The sequence below is a fragment of the Cronobacter condimenti 1330 genome (genome assembly GCF_001277255.1).
Classification (GTDB): domain Bacteria; phylum Pseudomonadota; class Gammaproteobacteria; order Enterobacterales; family Enterobacteriaceae; genus Cronobacter; species Cronobacter condimenti.
In genome coordinates this window covers 2,231,634-2,247,134 of the sequence record NZ_CP012264.1, presented here as the reverse complement: position 1 = coordinate 2,247,134, position 15,501 = coordinate 2,231,634, and the positions used below count along the sequence as shown (strand labels likewise).

Annotated in this window: 12 protein-coding genes; 7 read left to right on the top strand and 5 right to left on the bottom strand. The window is 58.2% G+C overall.

The features are described 5' to 3' along the window. Positions 1–40 precede the first annotated feature (40 nt). The gene (locus AFK62_RS22990; protein WP_264358477.1) at positions 41–175 is read right to left on the bottom strand and encodes a hypothetical protein; all 135 of its coding nucleotides are present in this window, start codon (positions 173–175) and stop codon (positions 41–43) included. 178 nt (positions 176–353) lie between these two features. Here AFK62_RS22990 and AFK62_RS10250 point away from each other — a divergent pair, with 178 nt between their 5' ends. Then, positions 354–1,397 (top strand): hypothetical protein, encoded by a 1,044-nt coding sequence (locus tag AFK62_RS10250; RefSeq protein WP_007675426.1) that lies wholly within the window; start codon positions 354–356, stop codon positions 1,395–1,397. Positions 1,398–1,399: 2 nt separating this feature from the next. On the opposite strand, the gene nifJ is transcribed toward AFK62_RS10250, so the two are convergent. Further along, positions 1,400–4,921: a pyruvate:ferredoxin (flavodoxin) oxidoreductase gene (gene nifJ, locus AFK62_RS10245; RefSeq protein ID WP_007675425.1), complete on the bottom strand. Its 3,522-nt coding sequence runs from the start codon at positions 4,919–4,921 to the stop codon at positions 1,400–1,402. 277 nt (positions 4,922–5,198) lie between these two features. Here nifJ and AFK62_RS10240 point away from each other — a divergent pair, with 277 nt between their 5' ends. Further along, positions 5,199–5,465, top strand: coding sequence for a putative hemolysin (locus AFK62_RS10240; RefSeq protein ID WP_032984544.1), 267 nt, complete (start codon positions 5,199–5,201; stop codon positions 5,463–5,465). 4 nt (positions 5,466–5,469) lie between these two features. Here AFK62_RS10240 and hslJ read toward each other — a convergent pair whose 3' ends face one another. Both hslJ and AFK62_RS10230 read right to left on the bottom strand, forming a co-directional pair. Next, a complete protein-coding gene (gene hslJ / locus AFK62_RS10235) occupies positions 5,470–5,892 on the bottom strand; it encodes a heat shock protein HslJ (protein ID WP_007675422.1) in 423 nt (140 codons plus the stop codon). Between the two features lie 54 nt (positions 5,893–5,946). Next, positions 5,947–6,936, bottom strand: coding sequence for a 2-hydroxyacid dehydrogenase (locus AFK62_RS10230; protein ID WP_007675420.1), 990 nt, complete (start codon positions 6,934–6,936; stop codon positions 5,947–5,949). A gap of 211 nt (positions 6,937–7,147) precedes the next feature. Here AFK62_RS10230 and AFK62_RS10225 point away from each other — a divergent pair, with 211 nt between their 5' ends. The 4 genes from AFK62_RS10225 to AFK62_RS10210 all read left to right on the top strand — a co-directional run bounded on the left by AFK62_RS10225 (position 7,148) and on the right by AFK62_RS10210 (position 10,717). Next, positions 7,148–9,790 (top strand): YdbH family protein, encoded by a 2,643-nt coding sequence (locus AFK62_RS10225; RefSeq protein WP_007675416.1) that lies wholly within the window; start codon positions 7,148–7,150, stop codon positions 9,788–9,790. Continuing rightward, entirely contained in the window at positions 9,787–9,978 is a 192-nt protein-coding gene (locus tag AFK62_RS10220; protein ID WP_007675414.1) for a YnbE family lipoprotein, read from the top strand. The genes AFK62_RS10225 and AFK62_RS10220 overlap by 4 nt, the downstream gene beginning before the upstream one ends. A 12-nt stretch (positions 9,979–9,990) precedes the next feature. Next, positions 9,991–10,311, top strand: coding sequence for a YdbL family protein (locus AFK62_RS10215; protein WP_007675413.1), 321 nt, complete (start codon positions 9,991–9,993; stop codon positions 10,309–10,311). Positions 10,312–10,390: 79 nt separating this feature from the next. After that, positions 10,391–10,717 carry a hypothetical protein gene (locus AFK62_RS10210; RefSeq protein ID WP_007675409.1) on the top strand — a complete coding sequence of 109 codons (327 nt, stop codon included), beginning with the start codon at positions 10,391–10,393 and terminating at the stop codon, positions 10,715–10,717. 67 nt (positions 10,718–10,784) lie between these two features. Here the strand turns inward: AFK62_RS10210 and azoR are convergent, their stop codons facing one another. Next, positions 10,785–11,390, bottom strand: a complete 606-nt coding sequence (azoR, locus tag AFK62_RS10205) for an FMN-dependent NADH-azoreductase (RefSeq protein ID WP_007675405.1) — start codon at positions 11,388–11,390, stop codon at positions 10,785–10,787. A gap of 206 nt (positions 11,391–11,596) precedes the next feature. Here azoR and hrpA point away from each other — a divergent pair, with 206 nt between their 5' ends. Next, on the top strand, positions 11,597–15,499 hold the full coding sequence (gene hrpA, locus AFK62_RS10200) for an ATP-dependent RNA helicase HrpA (protein WP_053531891.1): 3,903 nt from the start codon (positions 11,597–11,599) through the stop codon (positions 15,497–15,499). Positions 15,500–15,501: the final 2 nt, after the last annotated feature.

Here is a 15,501-nt window from a genome sequence, read left to right as displayed (position 1 = left end):
AAACACCAGCGCCGCAGGGATGCGGCGCTGGTGTGTAGGATTAACGCTTACGCTTTTTCATCGCCATGACGATAAAAATAACAATCAGTGCGCCAATAATCATTCCTAAAGTATGCATCTCTTCCTCGTATGTCACCGTAACACCCGTTTCAGGCAAGCGGCGAAGTATAGCCAATAACACCTTGAGATTATACCTGGTGGCCTCTCTTAATTCAGGGAGGGACAGTGGTTATGATTATATAAAACCCAATAGTGACTACGGGTAATTAAACCTGTGCGGTCAGGTTGCCACTAAAATTATTACTCATTATGGTGGGCGCCTATCACATTCGTTTTCAGACACAGGGAAGGTCATGTTCGCTTTACTGCATAAACTGTCGCGCCAGCTGCCCGCGCTTATCCTCTTCTGGAGTGTTAACTGGGTCATTACGCTCGTGCTGCTTGCTCTCGCTAATAAAACCCACCACCCGTCGCTCGTGGGCGCGGCGGTCTGGTTTAATATGCTGTGGATCTGTGCGTATCTCATCGAATATCAAGGGCGCGCGGCGTTTCACGCTCAGGAGCGCAAACGCCTGAAGCGGTTTTTACCGCGCCAGCAGTACAGCCGTGTGAAAGGGCTGATAGCGATGGCAAGAGCCACAATGGTTTTGCTCTCGGCAAGCTTTCTGCTGGCGGTCGCGCATGCGTCGGGTACGGTGGTGTGGTCGCTGGTCGCGGCCTGTTGCCTGTTAGGCGCCATCTGCCTTGTGCGCTTTTATTTGCTCTGTACATCAGTGTTGACGCCGCCAGTGGCCTCCATTCTCGGGAAAGCCTGGCCGCTGGTGCTCGCACTGGTGCTCTTTTTCGCCAAAATGCTGGCCAGTGCGGTGCTCATCGAATCCTGGGATATTTCGTCAGCGCAAATGCCCTATACCGCCTGGTGTCTGACGCTATTTATGGCCGCGTTTATTGCTTTTAATATCTCCTATATCTTAATCATGCTGGTTTCCGTTTTTATAGAAGCCAGCGTGCGGCGACGTAAAAAACGCGTTTCTGTTCCTATGAGCAGTCAGATATTACTGGTAGCGGCATTCGCCAGCGTGATGCCGGGTTTGATCATGGCAAATACCCGCACAATTGGCGGTGCGTTATTAAATTCCTTTTATCAGTTCGATACCCGCACTACCTTCCGCTGCGGCGAACGTTATCAAACCATTTATGAGCTTGGCGAAAAAGCGCGTTATTTAGCGGTGGGTGAAAATCAGTACCGTGGTTTTTTTATTAAGGACGGGGATCTACACGGCGTGGCGGTAAAATGCACAACAGGTGATAAATTTACCTGGTATCGGGTGTTAAGCCGGGAAGAGCTGGGTGAGAACGCCCCTGCCAAAAACAGGGGCGATAACGCGAAGCACTAGAACTATTCGCTGACCTTTTCGGCTTTGCCCGCAAGCTGCGCCAGGAAGTCGTAGCGTTTTTGCAAATCGGCCGCCGCGTCTTTCCAGAGCTGCTCTGCCACCTCCGGCTGTTGGGCGTTAAGCCGACGGAAGCGCTGCTCGGTCAGCAGGGTTTCTGCGAGCGCGTCTGACGGCGGGCGCGAGTCGAGCGAGAGCGGCAGCTTGCCCTCGTCGGCACGGCGCGGGTCGAAGCGATAGAGTGGCCAGAAGCCGGTCGCCGTGAGCTGGCGCATCTGGTCGTGGCTCAGCGCCAGATCGTAGCCGTGTTCCTCACAGGGGCTGTAGGCGATAATCAGCGACGGCCCGGGGTAGGCCTCCGCCTCCTGAATCGCTTTCACCGTCTGATTCAGCTGCGCGCCGAGCGAAATCTGCGCCACATAGACATGACCGTACATCATCATGCTGACGCCGAGATCTTTACGCGCTTTGCGTTTGCCATGCTCGCCAAATTTCGTCACGGCGCCAAGCGGTGTCGCTTTCGAGGCCTGGCCGCCAGTGTTCGAGTAACACTGCGTATCGAGCACCAGAATGTTGACGTTCTCAGTGAGGCTCAGCACATGGTCAAGTCCGCCAAAGCCAATATCATAGGCCCAGCCGTCGCCGCCAATCAGCCAGATAGATTTTTCCACCAGCGCGTCGGCGTCGGTCAGCAGTTCCTGCGCGCCTTCCACGCCCTGCAACTGCTGACGCAACTGCGCCACGTGTTCGCGGCGCGCCTCGGGCGTGGCCTCGGTTCGCAGCGCGTCATTCAGCGCCGGCGTCAATTGGCTGGCAAATTGCGCCAGCAGGCGTTCGACGCGCGCTTTATGCTGATCGACCGTCAACCGAAAACCGAGCCCGAACTCCGCGTTATCCTCAAAGAGCGAGTTCGCCCAGGCCGGCCCGCGCCCGTTTGCGTCGGTGGTGTAAGGCGTTGAGGGCAGGTTACCGCCGTAAATTGACGAGCAGCCAGTGGCGTTGGCGATAAGCAGCCGGTCGCCATAAAGCTGGGTCAGCAGCTTGATATACGGCGTCTCGCCGCAGCCGGAACAGGCACCGGAGTATTCAAAGAGCGGTGTGATGAGCTGCGAGGTGCGAATGTCGATGCGTTCCAGTTTGCTGCGGTCAATCTCCGGCAGGCCCAGGAAGAAACCGTAGTTGCGCTTCTCAACTTCAACATGTTCCAGACGCGACCGCATGTTGATAGCTTTGATCGCCGGATCCTGGCGGTCCTTCGCCGGGCAGACCTCGACGCACAAATTACAGCCGGTGCAATCTTCCGGCGCGACCTGCAACACATATTTCTGACCGCGCATGTCGCGCGATTTCACATCCAGCGAGGCCAGCGAGGGCGGCGCGTCGGCAAGGTCATCCGGGGCCACAACTTTGGCACGGATGGCGGAGTGCGGACAGGCGGCGACACAGTGGTTGCACTGGGTGCACAGCTCTTCTTTCCAGACAGGGATCGCTTCCGCGATATTGCGTTTCTCCCACTGGGTGGTGCCGAGCGGCCAGGTGCCGTCCGGCGGCAGCGCCGACACCGGCAGCGCGTCGCCAAGCCCTGCGAGCATCGCGGCGGTCACGGTTTTAACGAAATCCGGCGCGGCGTCGGAAACCACCGGCGGGCGCAGGTGGCTTTGTGTATCAACGGCCTCGCGGGGAACGTCATAAATTGATTCGCGCGCCAGCGCCAGCGCCTGCCAGTTGCGCTCCACCAGCTCCTGGCCTTTGCTGCTGTAGCTTTTGGCGACAGCGCCCTGCAATGCCTGAAGGGCGCTGTCGCCCGGCAGGATCTGCGTGAGGTGGAAAAACGCCATCTGCATGACGGTATTGATACGCGCCCCGAGCTGGCATTCGCGGGCGATTTTCGCGGCGTTAACTACGTAAACCCGCGCCGCTTTGTTATTCAGCACCGCCTGTACCTCCTGCGGCAGCCGGTGCCAGACCTCTTCTGGCGGGTAGGGGGTATTGATTAAGAAAATACCGCCGGGCTTCAGGCGCTCGGCCATCTGGTATTTATCGAGGAACTGCAGCTGGTGGCAGCCGACAAAATCCGCCTGGTTTACCAGATACGCCGAGTTAATCGGGCGCTCGCTGACACGCAGGTGTGACACCGTCAGGCCGCCCGCTTTTTTGGAGTCGTAGACGAAATAGCCCTGCGCATACCACGCAGTGGCATTGCCGATAATTTTGATGTTGTTTTTAGTCGCCGAGACGCTGCCGTCACTGCCAAGCCCGTAGAACAGCGCTTCGAGACGCGCGCGCGAAGGCAGGGTGTTTTCCGGCAGCGGCAGGGAGAGGTGCGTCACATCGTCGTAAATGCCCACGGTAAAGCGCGGTTTCGGCTTTTCAGCACGCAGTTCAGTAAACACCGCCAGCGCGCACTCCGGGCCGAACTCTTTTGACGACAGCCCGTAGCGCCCGCCAGTCACGCGAGGCAGGGTGTCGCGCTCGCCGCTGTTGAAGGCTTCTGCAAGCGCGGTCATCACATCAAGATACAGCGGTTCCGCCAGTGCGCCGGGCTCTTTGGTCCGATCCAGCACCGCGATGCGCTGCGCGCTCGGCGGTAGCGCCGCCAGCAGGTGACGTGCGCTGAACGGGCGGAACAGGCGCACTTTCAGCACGCCCACTTTCTCGCCGCGGGTGAGCAATTCATCGACCACTTCTTCACAGGTCCCGCAGGCCGAGCCCATCAGAATGATGACGCGCTCGGCCTGCGGATGACCGTAATACTCGAACGGCTTGTACTGGCGGCCCGTCGCGGCGGCAAAATCGTTCATCGCCTGTTCGACATGGTCATAAACCGCGTTATACCAGGGGTTGGTCGCCTCGCGGGACTGGAAATAGGTATCCGGGTTGGCGGACGTGCCGCGAATAACCGGGTGCTCCGGGTTCAACGCGCGGGCGCGATGCGCGTCGATCTCCGCCTGCGGGAGTAAATCGCGGATCGTCTCATCGGCGAGCGGCGCGATTTTATTGATCTCGTGCGAGGTGCGAAAACCATCAAAGAAGTGAATAAACGGCACGCGGCTTTTCAGCGTGGCGATATGGGAAATCAGGGCAAAATCCTGCGCCTCCTGCACGCTCGCTGCGCACAGCATCGCACAGCCCGTCTGGCGCACGGCCATGACGTCTGAATGGTCGCCGAAAATCGACAGCGCATGGGTGGCGACGGTGCGCGCCGCAACGTGCAGCACAAAGGGGGTTAACTGCCCGGCGAGCTTATAGAGCGTCGGGATCATCAGCAGTAGCCCCTGCGAGGAGGTAAATGAGGTAGACAGTGCACCGGTCTGCAACGCACCGTGGACGGTGGCGATAGCCCCCGCCTCGGACTGCATCTCCACCACGCGCGGTACGTCGCCCCAGACGTTTTTCATACCGTTGCCTGCCCAGGCGTCTGCCTGTTCCGCCATGGTGGAACTCGGCGTGATGGGATAAATCGCGATAACTTCACTGGTGCGAAACGCGACTGACGCGACTGCGCCATTGCCGTCGAGAGTAATCATAAAAGATCCTTACATTGCGCCACATGTGCGATCTGCGCTGTCACAACAGACCCTGTAGTAATAAGGGAATTTTAGCAAAGGGGTGGGCGCGGCATTTTCGTTTTTGTGTACTGACTATTCGCGAGGTGAATGATTTCATGCGCAGGATCAAGAGCGCGAGGCTGAAAATGGCAAAAAAATGTGTCTTCGTCCAAAAAAGCAGCAGAGTGAATCTCGACGCGCCGCGTCGGGCGGCCTATGATGCTCAGGTTTTGCTTGTCAACGAAAGGGGAGAACCATGCGAGCAGCGTTTTGGGTAGGATGTGCCGCGTTAATGTTATCGGCATGCAGCAGCGAACCCGTTCAGCAGGCTACTGCGGCCCACGTGCCGCCGGGAATGCGGGCTGCGATGTCGAACGCAGGTCAGGCGAACTGCGCGATGGTTGGAGGCTCGCTGTCGGTCGCGCGTCAGCTTGATGGCTCCACGACCGGCATGTGCGCGCTGCCCAACGGCAAACGTTGCAGCGAAGCGGCGCTCGCCACCGGTGCCTGCGCCGCGTACTGATTTGCTACATCAGATCCGCCAGTTTATAGACCAGACTGAACTGGCGGTACTTCAGGGTGAGTTGTTGTTTCTCCACGCTCACCGTCGCGCCCTGGCTTAACATCTCATTTATCAGTTTATCCAGCTCATTAAGCTGTTGCTCAGCGCACAGCATCCGTGTTGACGCCAGCCCGTTCACCTGCAGCGTATCGCCATTCAGTTCGCCCTGGCCCATAAAGCGGTTACACATACTGCCTGATACATGCATGTGCTCGCCAAAGCTTAACTCCGGCACGCGGCGTGTCGCGTCAAGCGGCGCGCCATTAACGGTTTGCAGGACGTAACGGTGATGTTGCAGCGTCTGCGCAGTGACGTGCGAGGCGGTAGAAACGCTGTTGCAGCCCGCAAGCAGCATGCCTGCCAGGAATGTCATCAGGATTTTTTTCATGGGTGTCTCCCTGAGGTCAAGGACGCGACGCGCCAGAGGGCGCGCCGGTCTGGATCACACGACTTCGTTAGGGCAGGTTTCGCCGCGCTCAAGCTGGCGCAGGTTTTCAAGCGTGGTTTCAGAGATGCTGATTAATGCTTCTTCCGTCAGAAATGCCTGATGGCCGGTAAAGAGCACGTTGTGGCAGGCGGAGAGACGGCGGAACACGTCATCCTGAATCACATCGTTGGATTTATCTTCAAAGAACAGATCGCGTTCGTTCTCATAGACGTCCATACCGAGGGCGCCGATTTTCTGGCGTTTAAGCGCGTCAATCGCCGCCTGAGAGTCAATCAGGGCGCCGCGGCTGGTATTAATGATCATCACGCCGTCTTTCATCTGTTCGAAGGCGTTCTGATTTAGCAGGTGATAGTTTTCCGGCGTCAGCGGGCAGTGCAGGCTGATGACGTCAGACTGTGAAAGCAGCGTCGGCAGATCGACATATTCCACGCCAATTTCCAGCGCGGCGGCGCTCGGATAAGGGTCAAATGCCAGCAGACGCATACCGAAGCCTTTCAGGATGCGCAGCGCCGCGACGCCGATTTTACCGGTGCCGATAACACCCGCCGTTTTGCCGTACATGGTAAAACCCGTCAGCCCTTCGAGGTTAAAGTTGGCATCACGGGTGCGCTGGTACGCGCGGTGAATGCGGCGGTTCAGGCACATCATCATGCCCACCGCGTGTTCCGCCACGGCTTCCGGAGAGTAAGCCGGGACGCGCACCACCTTGAGTCCGAGATCTTTCGCCGCATCAAGATCGACATTGTTAAAGCCCGCGCAGCGTAGCGCGATAAATTTCACGCCGTGTTTTTTCAGCTCTTCCAGCACCGGACGGCTGCCGTCGTCATTCACGAAAATGCAGACGCCCTCGCACTGAATCGCGGTTTTCGCTGTACGCTGGGTTAACAGGAAGTCATAAAATTCAAGTTCGAAGCCATATTCCTGGTTAACATGCTGCAAATACTTTTTGTCGTACTGCTTTGTGCTATAAACCGCCAGTTTCATAAGACTTTCTCCAGTGATTTTCTGTGATCACGTTAGCATAGTTAAAATTATCTTACAAAGTTTAAAAATTAATTGTTGAACAGTCGCTTACCTCTAATTCTAGGTCAACTATGCTTTCAGAGCCGCCCTGGCTTCACCTGGCCTGCCAAAACTGTCACAATACTGGCTTTCTTCGGCATAATTTCTCGCTGAATCAGGATATTAACGGCCCATGAAGGGTAAATACAGAGCCGTCATCGCTTTATTACTTCTGGTTGTGCTGCTCCCGCTGGCGCTGCTGTTAACCGCAGGCTACTGGTTGCCGACGCTCGCCGGTATCTGGCTGCCAAAAGGCACGCGCATTGCGCTTGAAGCGCGTCCACGCCTGACCCGCTCTGCGATAGTGCTGCCGGATCTGCGCTATTTCGCGGGGAATTGTGAACTTGCCTATGCGCAAAACGTGGTGTTAAGCCATCCGTCGCGCTGGCGGCTGCATCTTGACGCACTCTCGCTCAACACGGATTGCTTGAGCGCCATTCCCGACGACCCCGCGCCCGGTGCGCCGCGCACGCTGGCCCAGTGGCAGGCAATGTTGCCGCAAAGTGAGGTCGATATCGCACGGCTCACGCTTGCCTCTCTGCCGGATTATGTCGGCGCGCTCAAGGCGAACTTAAGCTCGCAGGCGCAGGTGGTGACATTCAGCGGTAACAATATTGATATCAAAGCGCGGCTGGTAGGCCAGGCGCTGAAGGTTGAACGATTACGTGTTCATGCTTTTGACGGCCAGCCGCCGGTCACGCTGCTGGGCGATTTCACGCTCGCGCTGATGCCAGACGGCATTCCCACAAAAGGCGAGGCGCAGGCGCAGTTTTCCCTGCCGCAGGCACCGTATCACGCCCGCGCAGAGCTGGCGTGGCGTGGCGGAGAAGGGCAACTGCTGGTCTTTGCTGAAGATGACCCCGATCCGCTGCTGGATCTTCCCTGGCAGGCGGGGCATGACGCTTTCGCCTTCAGCGACGGACGCTGGCACTGGCCGTATCAGGGCTTTCCGTTAAGTGGCCGCGTGGCGGTGCGCGTGGAGAACTGGCGCGGCGGCATTGAAGCGGCGCGCCTCAGTGGGCGCATGAACGTGGTTACGCAGGGCAATGCCGGTAAGGGCAACGCGGTGCTTACCTTCGGGCCGGGTAAACTGAGCCTGCGTGAGAGCAATATGCCGCTGCGCATCACTGGCGAGGCCAAACAGGATGCGCTGGCGTTTTATGCCACGCTTCCCGCCACGCTTCGCGGCCCGCTGCTGTCACCCGCGCTGCATTTCCAGCCGGGCGCGCTGCTGCGCTCGCGCGGGCGAATCATTGATGCGCTAAATATTGAGGAGATCCGCTGGCCGCTGGCGGGCGTGACGGTGACGGAAAAAGGCGTCGACGGACGGCTTCAGGCCATCGCACGCGCCAGCGAACCCGGGCAGGGCGACATGCTGCTGCATCTCGATGGGCGTGCCGAGGATTTTCTGCCGGATGCCGGGCGGTGGCGCTGGCGCTACTGGGGCGAGGGCACGTTTGTGCCGATGCGCTCGCGCTGGTCTGTCGGCGGGCGCGGCGAGTGGCGCGACGATGTTATTACGCTCAGCGAACTCACCACGCAGTTTGACCAGTGGCAGTACGGCAGTATGGAGATAGCGCATCCGCAACTGGCGCTCAGTTCGCCGGTGCGCTGGGTACGCGCAGGCGCGTCACCGTCGCTTGACGGCGCGCTGACGCTTAAAGCGGGTGCCACACGCTTTACCAGCGGTGCGAGTCTGCCGCCTTCAACGCTCAATTTCAGCATCAACGGGCGCGACCCGAGCGCGTTTTTGTTTAAAGGCGACCTGCACGCCGGAGCGATAGGGCCCGTGCGCGTTAATGGCCGCTGGGACGGCGAACGGCTGCGCGGGCAGGCCTGGTGGTCGCCGCAGCCGCTGGCGGTGTTCCAGCCGCTGATCCCGCCAGACTGGAAGCTGTTGCTGCGCGACGGTAATTTTTACGCGCAGGTGGCGTTTTCTGCCGCCAACGGTCAGGGCTTCGAGGCGGGGGGCCACGGCGTGGTGAAGCAGGGCAGCGCCTGGACTAAAGACAATCAGTTCAATGGCGTGGATTTCGTGCTGCCGTTCCGGTTCAGCGATTCCACCTGGCAGCTTGGCACGCGCGGGCCGGTGCGCCTTAACATCGCAGAGATTGCAAGCCAGGTGCCGGCGCGGGATATCACGGCGTCGCTACAGGGCAGTTACCCGTGGAGTGAAGCGCGTCCGCTGGTGTTAAGCGATGTCAGCGCGTCACTTCTCGGCGGTAAAATCCGGATGCAACAGCTCCGCATGCCGCAGCACACGCCCGCGCTGCTGCGCCTTGAACATATCTCGTCGAGCGAACTCATCACCGCCACCAATGTGAAACAAGTGGCGCTGTCGGGTGCGATTAACGGCGCGCTGCCGCTGTGGCTTAACCATCCGCAGTGGATAGTTCATGACGGCTGGCTTACCAGCCCCGGCCCGCTGACGCTGCGTGTGGATAAAGAGATGGCCGACGCGATGGCGCGCGATAACGCTGCAGCCGCGGCGGCGGTGAACTGGCTGCGCTATATGGAGATTTCACGCTCATGGACGCGGCTTGATGTTGATAATCTCGGCGTGCTGCGGATGCGCTCGGAATTCCAGGGCGAAAGCCATGTGGAGGGTAAAACCAGCGGCGTGCGGCTTAACTATCAACATCAGGAAAACCTTTTTACGCTCTGGCGTAGTTTACGTTTTGGCGACAATTTACAGTCCTGGCTTGAGCAACACGCAGCGCTACCCGCCGCACGCTGCACGGCAACGTCAGGGAAGACCTGCGAGGAACAACCATGAAACCGCTGTTTATGCTGCTTTGCGGCATCACCGCCACGCTGCTTTGCGGCTGCACGCCGCGCATCGAGGTGGCGGCACCGAAAGAGCCCATCACGATTAATATGAACGTGAAAATTGAGCACGATATCCATATCAAAGTGGATAAAGACGTCGAAGCGTTGCTGCAAAGCCGCAGCGATCTTTTCTGAGGAGGCGCGACGATGAGAAACCTGCTCGTCTTAACCCTGACGCTGCTGCTGGCAAGCCCGGCCAGTTTCGCGCTGACGCTTGAGGAAGCCCGCGCTGCCGGGCGCGTCGGCGAAACGCTGACTGGCTATCTCGCGCCGGTCACGCAGGACGCCGACACCACGGCGCTGGTGGCGCGTATCAATCAGGCGCGGGCGGAAAGCTACCGTCAGGTGGCCCGCCAGAACGGTCTGCCGGTGGATGACGTTGCCAGAATGGCGGGGCAAAAGCTGGTTACCCGCAGCAAGCCTGGCGAATATGTTCGCGGTATTAATGGTCAGTGGATGAAAAAATAGTACCGCTACCCCCCACGGGTAACAGACGTTGACGCGCGTCTGTGTCACGCTCAGAACGCGTTTTTAAAGGAGAAACGTTATGGCAACCGAATATACACTGGCGCTTGACCCGAGCCGGGCGTCGTCATTATCCGCCATCGCGGATACGCTACGCGCCAACGCAGGGCTGTTTAAAAAGCTGGTGATGTCCGAGCACCCGGATGATATCCGCTATGCGTATCAACCGGAGTCGTTTGAGATAACCGATATCACCGACAGTACTTTCACCTTCCGCTGCCTGGTGCACTATTTCGAACCGTGCTGCGATCGCAATATGCACGATCCGTACACCTATACGATCCGGTATCAGGTGCGCGATAACACGCTGGGGTTTGCACTCGACGAAACGCCGTGGGTGGTAGTGTAACGCGCTATCGTGCGTATAAAAAAACCGCCCCGAAAGGCGGTTTTTTTGTCTCAGGCGAGACGTAAACTCAGGCAGAGACCAGCGCGTCGATAGCCGCTTTTGCATCGCTCTGCGCTTTGGTCGCCATTTCCGGGCCGTAGGCAATGCCTTCGGCGAACACGAAGTTCACGTCGTTGATGCCGATAAAGCTCAGGAACAGGGACAGATACGGGGTCACCAGATCGGTCGGGGTATCTTTATGGATGCCGCCGCGGCTGGTCAGGATGATGGCGCGTTTACCCGTTACCAGACCTTCCGGCCCTTTCTCGGTGTAACGGAAGGTCACGCCAGCGCGCGCCACCAGGTCAAAGTAGTTTTTCAGCTGCGTCGGGATGTTGAAGTTGTACATCGGCGCGGCAATCACGATTACGTCGTGCGCTTTCAGCTCAGCAATCAGTTCATCAGACAGCGCCAGCGCGTCCTGCTGACGGGGCGTCAGCGGCGCATCGCTCGGGCGCAGGGCACCAACCAGTTCGCCATCCAGCACCGGAACCGGGTTCGCCGCGAGATCGCGCACGGTGATTTCGTCCGCGCTGTGTTTTTCACGCCACTGGTCGACGAAATAGTCGGAAAGCTGGTTGGACTGGGAGTAACCTGCCAGAATACTGGACTTCAGAACGAGTACTTTGCTCATTGGGTGTTCCTTTTTGATTTGGTTGTCAGGGCGGTTGCCCCCGTTGCTTGACGACAACTCTATTCACAAACCGATTACAGTGATAGCGCAATATATCGAATTCTATGTTCTAATTTTTTGAACAAGCCGCGCCAGAGCGTGGTGTGATATTCTACGCTTAATGAAACCTTTAGCTTTGACGGGCCGTTAACAGGCCATATAACTCAATGATGGAAAAACAAATTATTACGCTCTCCGCCCTGACGACGCGTCTTGACGATTTGATGCTGCGCGATAAAAGCCGCTTCGCACGTCGTCTGCATGGGGCAAGAAAGATTAAAAATACTGAATCTCAGCAGGCGCTTTTCGAACAGCTTTCCCAGGAGATGACCGAGGCGGCAGGGAAAGTCCTGCTGCGCGAAGCCGCACGACCTGCCATCACCTACCCGGAAAACTTGCCGGTCAGCCAGAAGAAACAGGATATTCTCAACGCGGTACGCGATAACCAGGTGGTTATCGTGGCGGGTGAAACCGGCTCCGGTAAGACGACACAGCTGCCTAAAATCTGTATGGAACTGGGCCGCGGCGTGAAAGGGCTGATTGGCCACACGCAGCCGCGCCGTCTTGCGGCGCGTACTGTCGCCAACCGTATCGCCGAAGAGCTGCAAACCGAGCCGGGCGGATGCGTAGGCTACAAAGTGCGCTTTAGCGATCACGTCAGCGACAACACGATGGTCAAGCTGATGACCGACGGCATTCTGCTGGCGGAGATCCAGCAGGACCGGCTGCTGATGCAGTATGACACCATCATTATCGATGAGGCGCATGAGCGCAGCCTGAATATCGATTTCCTGCTGGGCTACCTGCGTGAACTGCTGCCAAAGCGTCCCGATCTTAAAATTATCATTACGTCAGCGACCATCGACCCGGAGCGTTTCTCACGTCACTTCAATAACGCACCGATTATCGAAGTCTCCGGGCGCACGTACCCGGTAGAAGTGCGTTATCGCCCGATTGTTGAAGACGCAGACGACACCGAGCGCGATCAGCTCCAGGCGATTTTCGACGCTGTCGACGAACTGGGCCGCGAAGGGCCGGGCGATATCCTGATCTTTATGAGCGGCGAGCGCGAAATTCGCGACACCGCCGATGGCCTCATGAAACTGAATCTGCCGCATACCGAGGTGCTGCCGCTTTACGCGCGGCTCTCCAACAGCGAGCAGAACCGGGTGTTTCAGTCTCATGCCGGGCGGCGTATCGTGCTTGCCACTAACGTGGCCGAAACATCGCTCACGGTGCCGGGCATTAAATATGTGATTGATCCGGGCACAGCGCGTATTAGCCGCTACAGCTATCGCACCAAAGTGCAACGGTTGCCTATCGAGCCGGTCTCCCAGGCCTCGGCCAACCAGCGTAAAGGCCGCTGCGGGCGCGTCTCGGAAGGTATCTGTATTCGTCTTTATTCCGAAGACGATTTCCTCTCACGCCCGGCCTTCACCGACCCGGAGATCCTGCGCACTAATCTGGCGTCCGTCATTCTGCAAATGACCGCGCTGGGGCTTGGTGATATCGCGGCGTTCCCGTTTGTCGAAGCACCGGATAAGCGCAACATTCAGGATGGCGTGCGCCTCCTTGAAGAGCTTGGGGCCATTACCACCGACGAACAGGCGACGGTGTACAAGCTGACGCCGATGGGCCGCCAGCTCAGTCAGCTGCCGGTGGACCCGCGTCTGGCGCGTATGGTGCTGGAGGCGCAAAAACATGGCTGCGTGCGCGAGGCGATGATTATCACCTCCGCCCTGTCGATTCAGGATCCGCGCGAGCGGCCGCTCGATAAACAGCAAGCCTCAGATGAAAAACATCGCCGTTTCCACGATAAAGAGTCCGATTTCCAGGCCTTCGTGAATCTGTGGAACTATCTTGGCGAGCAGCAAAAAGCGCTCTCCTCAAACCAGTTCCGCCGCCTGTGCCGTACTGACTATCTGAACTATCTGCGCGTGCGCGAATGGCAGGATATCTATACCCAGCTTCGCCAGGTGGTGAAAGAGCTTGGTATTCCGGTTAACAGCGAACCGGCGGGTTACCGCGAGGTGCATACGGCGCTGCTGACTGGTCTACTGTCGCATATCGGCATGAAGGACGCCGATAAACAGGAGTACACCGGTGCGCGCAACGCCCGTTTCTCTATTTTCCCAGGCTCCGGGCTTTTCAAAAAGCCGCCGAAGTGGGCGATGGTGGCGGAGCTGGTTGAAACCAGCCGCCTGTGGGGACGCATCGCCGCGCGTATCGATCCGGAGTGGATCGAGCCGGTAGCGCAGCATCTTATAAAGCGCTCTTACAGCGAGCCGCACTGGGAGCGCGGGCAGGGCGCGGTTATGGCGAGCGAGAAAGTCACGCTGTACGGCCTGCCGATAGTCGCTGCGCGAAGCGTGAACTACAGCCAGATTGACCCGATACTGAGCCGTGAGCTGTTTATCCGTCATGCGCTGGTGGAAGGCGACTGGCAGACCCGCCACGCGTTCTTCCGTGAAAACCAGCGACTGCGCGCCGAAGTGGAAGAGCTGGAGCATAAATCGCGCCGCCGCGACATTCTTGTGGATGATGACACGCTGTTTGAGTTCTATGACCAGCGCATCGGCCACGAGGCGATTTCCGCTCGCCATTTCGATACCTGGTGGAAAAAGGCGAGCCGCGACACGCCGGATCTGCTTAATTTCGAAAAGAGCATGCTGATTAAAGAGGGCGCGGAGAAAGTCAGTAAGCTCGACTACCCGAACTTCTGGCATCAGGGCAACCTGAAGCTGCGCCTGACCTACCAGTTTGAGCCAGGGGGCGATGCCGACGGCGTGACGGTGCATATTCCGCTGCCGCTGTTAAATCAGGTGGAAGAGGCGGGCTTCGAATGGCAGGTGCCGGGAATGCGCCGCGAGTTGATTATTGCGCTTATCAAATCGTTGCCTAAACCGGTGCGCCGTAATTTTGTGCCCGCGCCGAACTATGCCGAAGCGTTTTTGGGGCGTGTGACGCCGCTTGAACTGCCGCTTTTTGACGCGCTGGAGCGCGAATTGCGCCGCATGACCGGCGTCACCATCGACCGAGAGGCGTGGCAGGCCGAACAGGTGCCCGATCACCTGAAAATGACCTTCCGCGTGGTGGATGAGAAAGGACGCAAACTGCGCGAGGGCAAAGATCTCAGCGCGCTTAAAGAAGGGCTGAAGGAAAAGGTACAGGAGACGCTGTCTGCGGTGGCGGATGACGGTATTGAACAGAGCGGGCTGCATATCTGGAGTTTCGGCGCGCTGCCGGAGCGCTATGAACAGAAACGCGGCGGCTACCAGGTGAAAGCCTTCCCGGCGCTGGTGGATGAGAAAGAGAGCGTCGGCATTCGGCTGTTTGATAATCCGCAGGAGCAGCAACACGCCATGTGGCGCGGGCTGCGTCGGCTGTTATTGCTGAACATTCCGTCGCCCATTAAATACCTGCACGAGAAGCTGCCGAACAAAGCGAAGCTTGGGCTTTACTTCAACCCGTACGGTAAGGTGCTGGATCTCATAGACGACTGTATCTCCTGCGGCGTCGATAAACTGATTGCGGAGCACGGCGGGCCGGTATGGACGCAGGAAGGCTTCACGCAGTTGCATGAGAACGTGCGCGCGCAGCTGAACGACACCGTGGTAGACATCGCAAGACAGGTGGAGCAGATCCTGACTGCGGTTTTCAATATCAACAAACGTCTGAAAGGGCGAGTGGATATGACGATGGCGCTCGGGCTTTCAGATATCAAAGCGCAGATGAGCGGGCTTGTGTATCGCGGGTTTGTGACCGGCAACGGGTACAAACGCCTGGGTGACACGCTGCGTTATCTTAACGCGATTGAAAAACGCCTTGAGAAAATGGCCGTCGATCCGCACCGCGACCGCGCGCAGATGCTGAAAGTGGAGGCCGTGCAGCAGGCCTGGCAGCAATGGCTTAACAAACTGCCGCCTGCACGACGCGACGAGGATGACGTGCAGGAGATCCGCTGGATGATTGAGGAGCTGCGCGTAAGTTATTTCGCCCAGCAGCTCGGTACGCCATACCCTGTTTCCGACAAACGTGTGTTGCAGGCGATGGAGCAGGTGGGCGGATAATC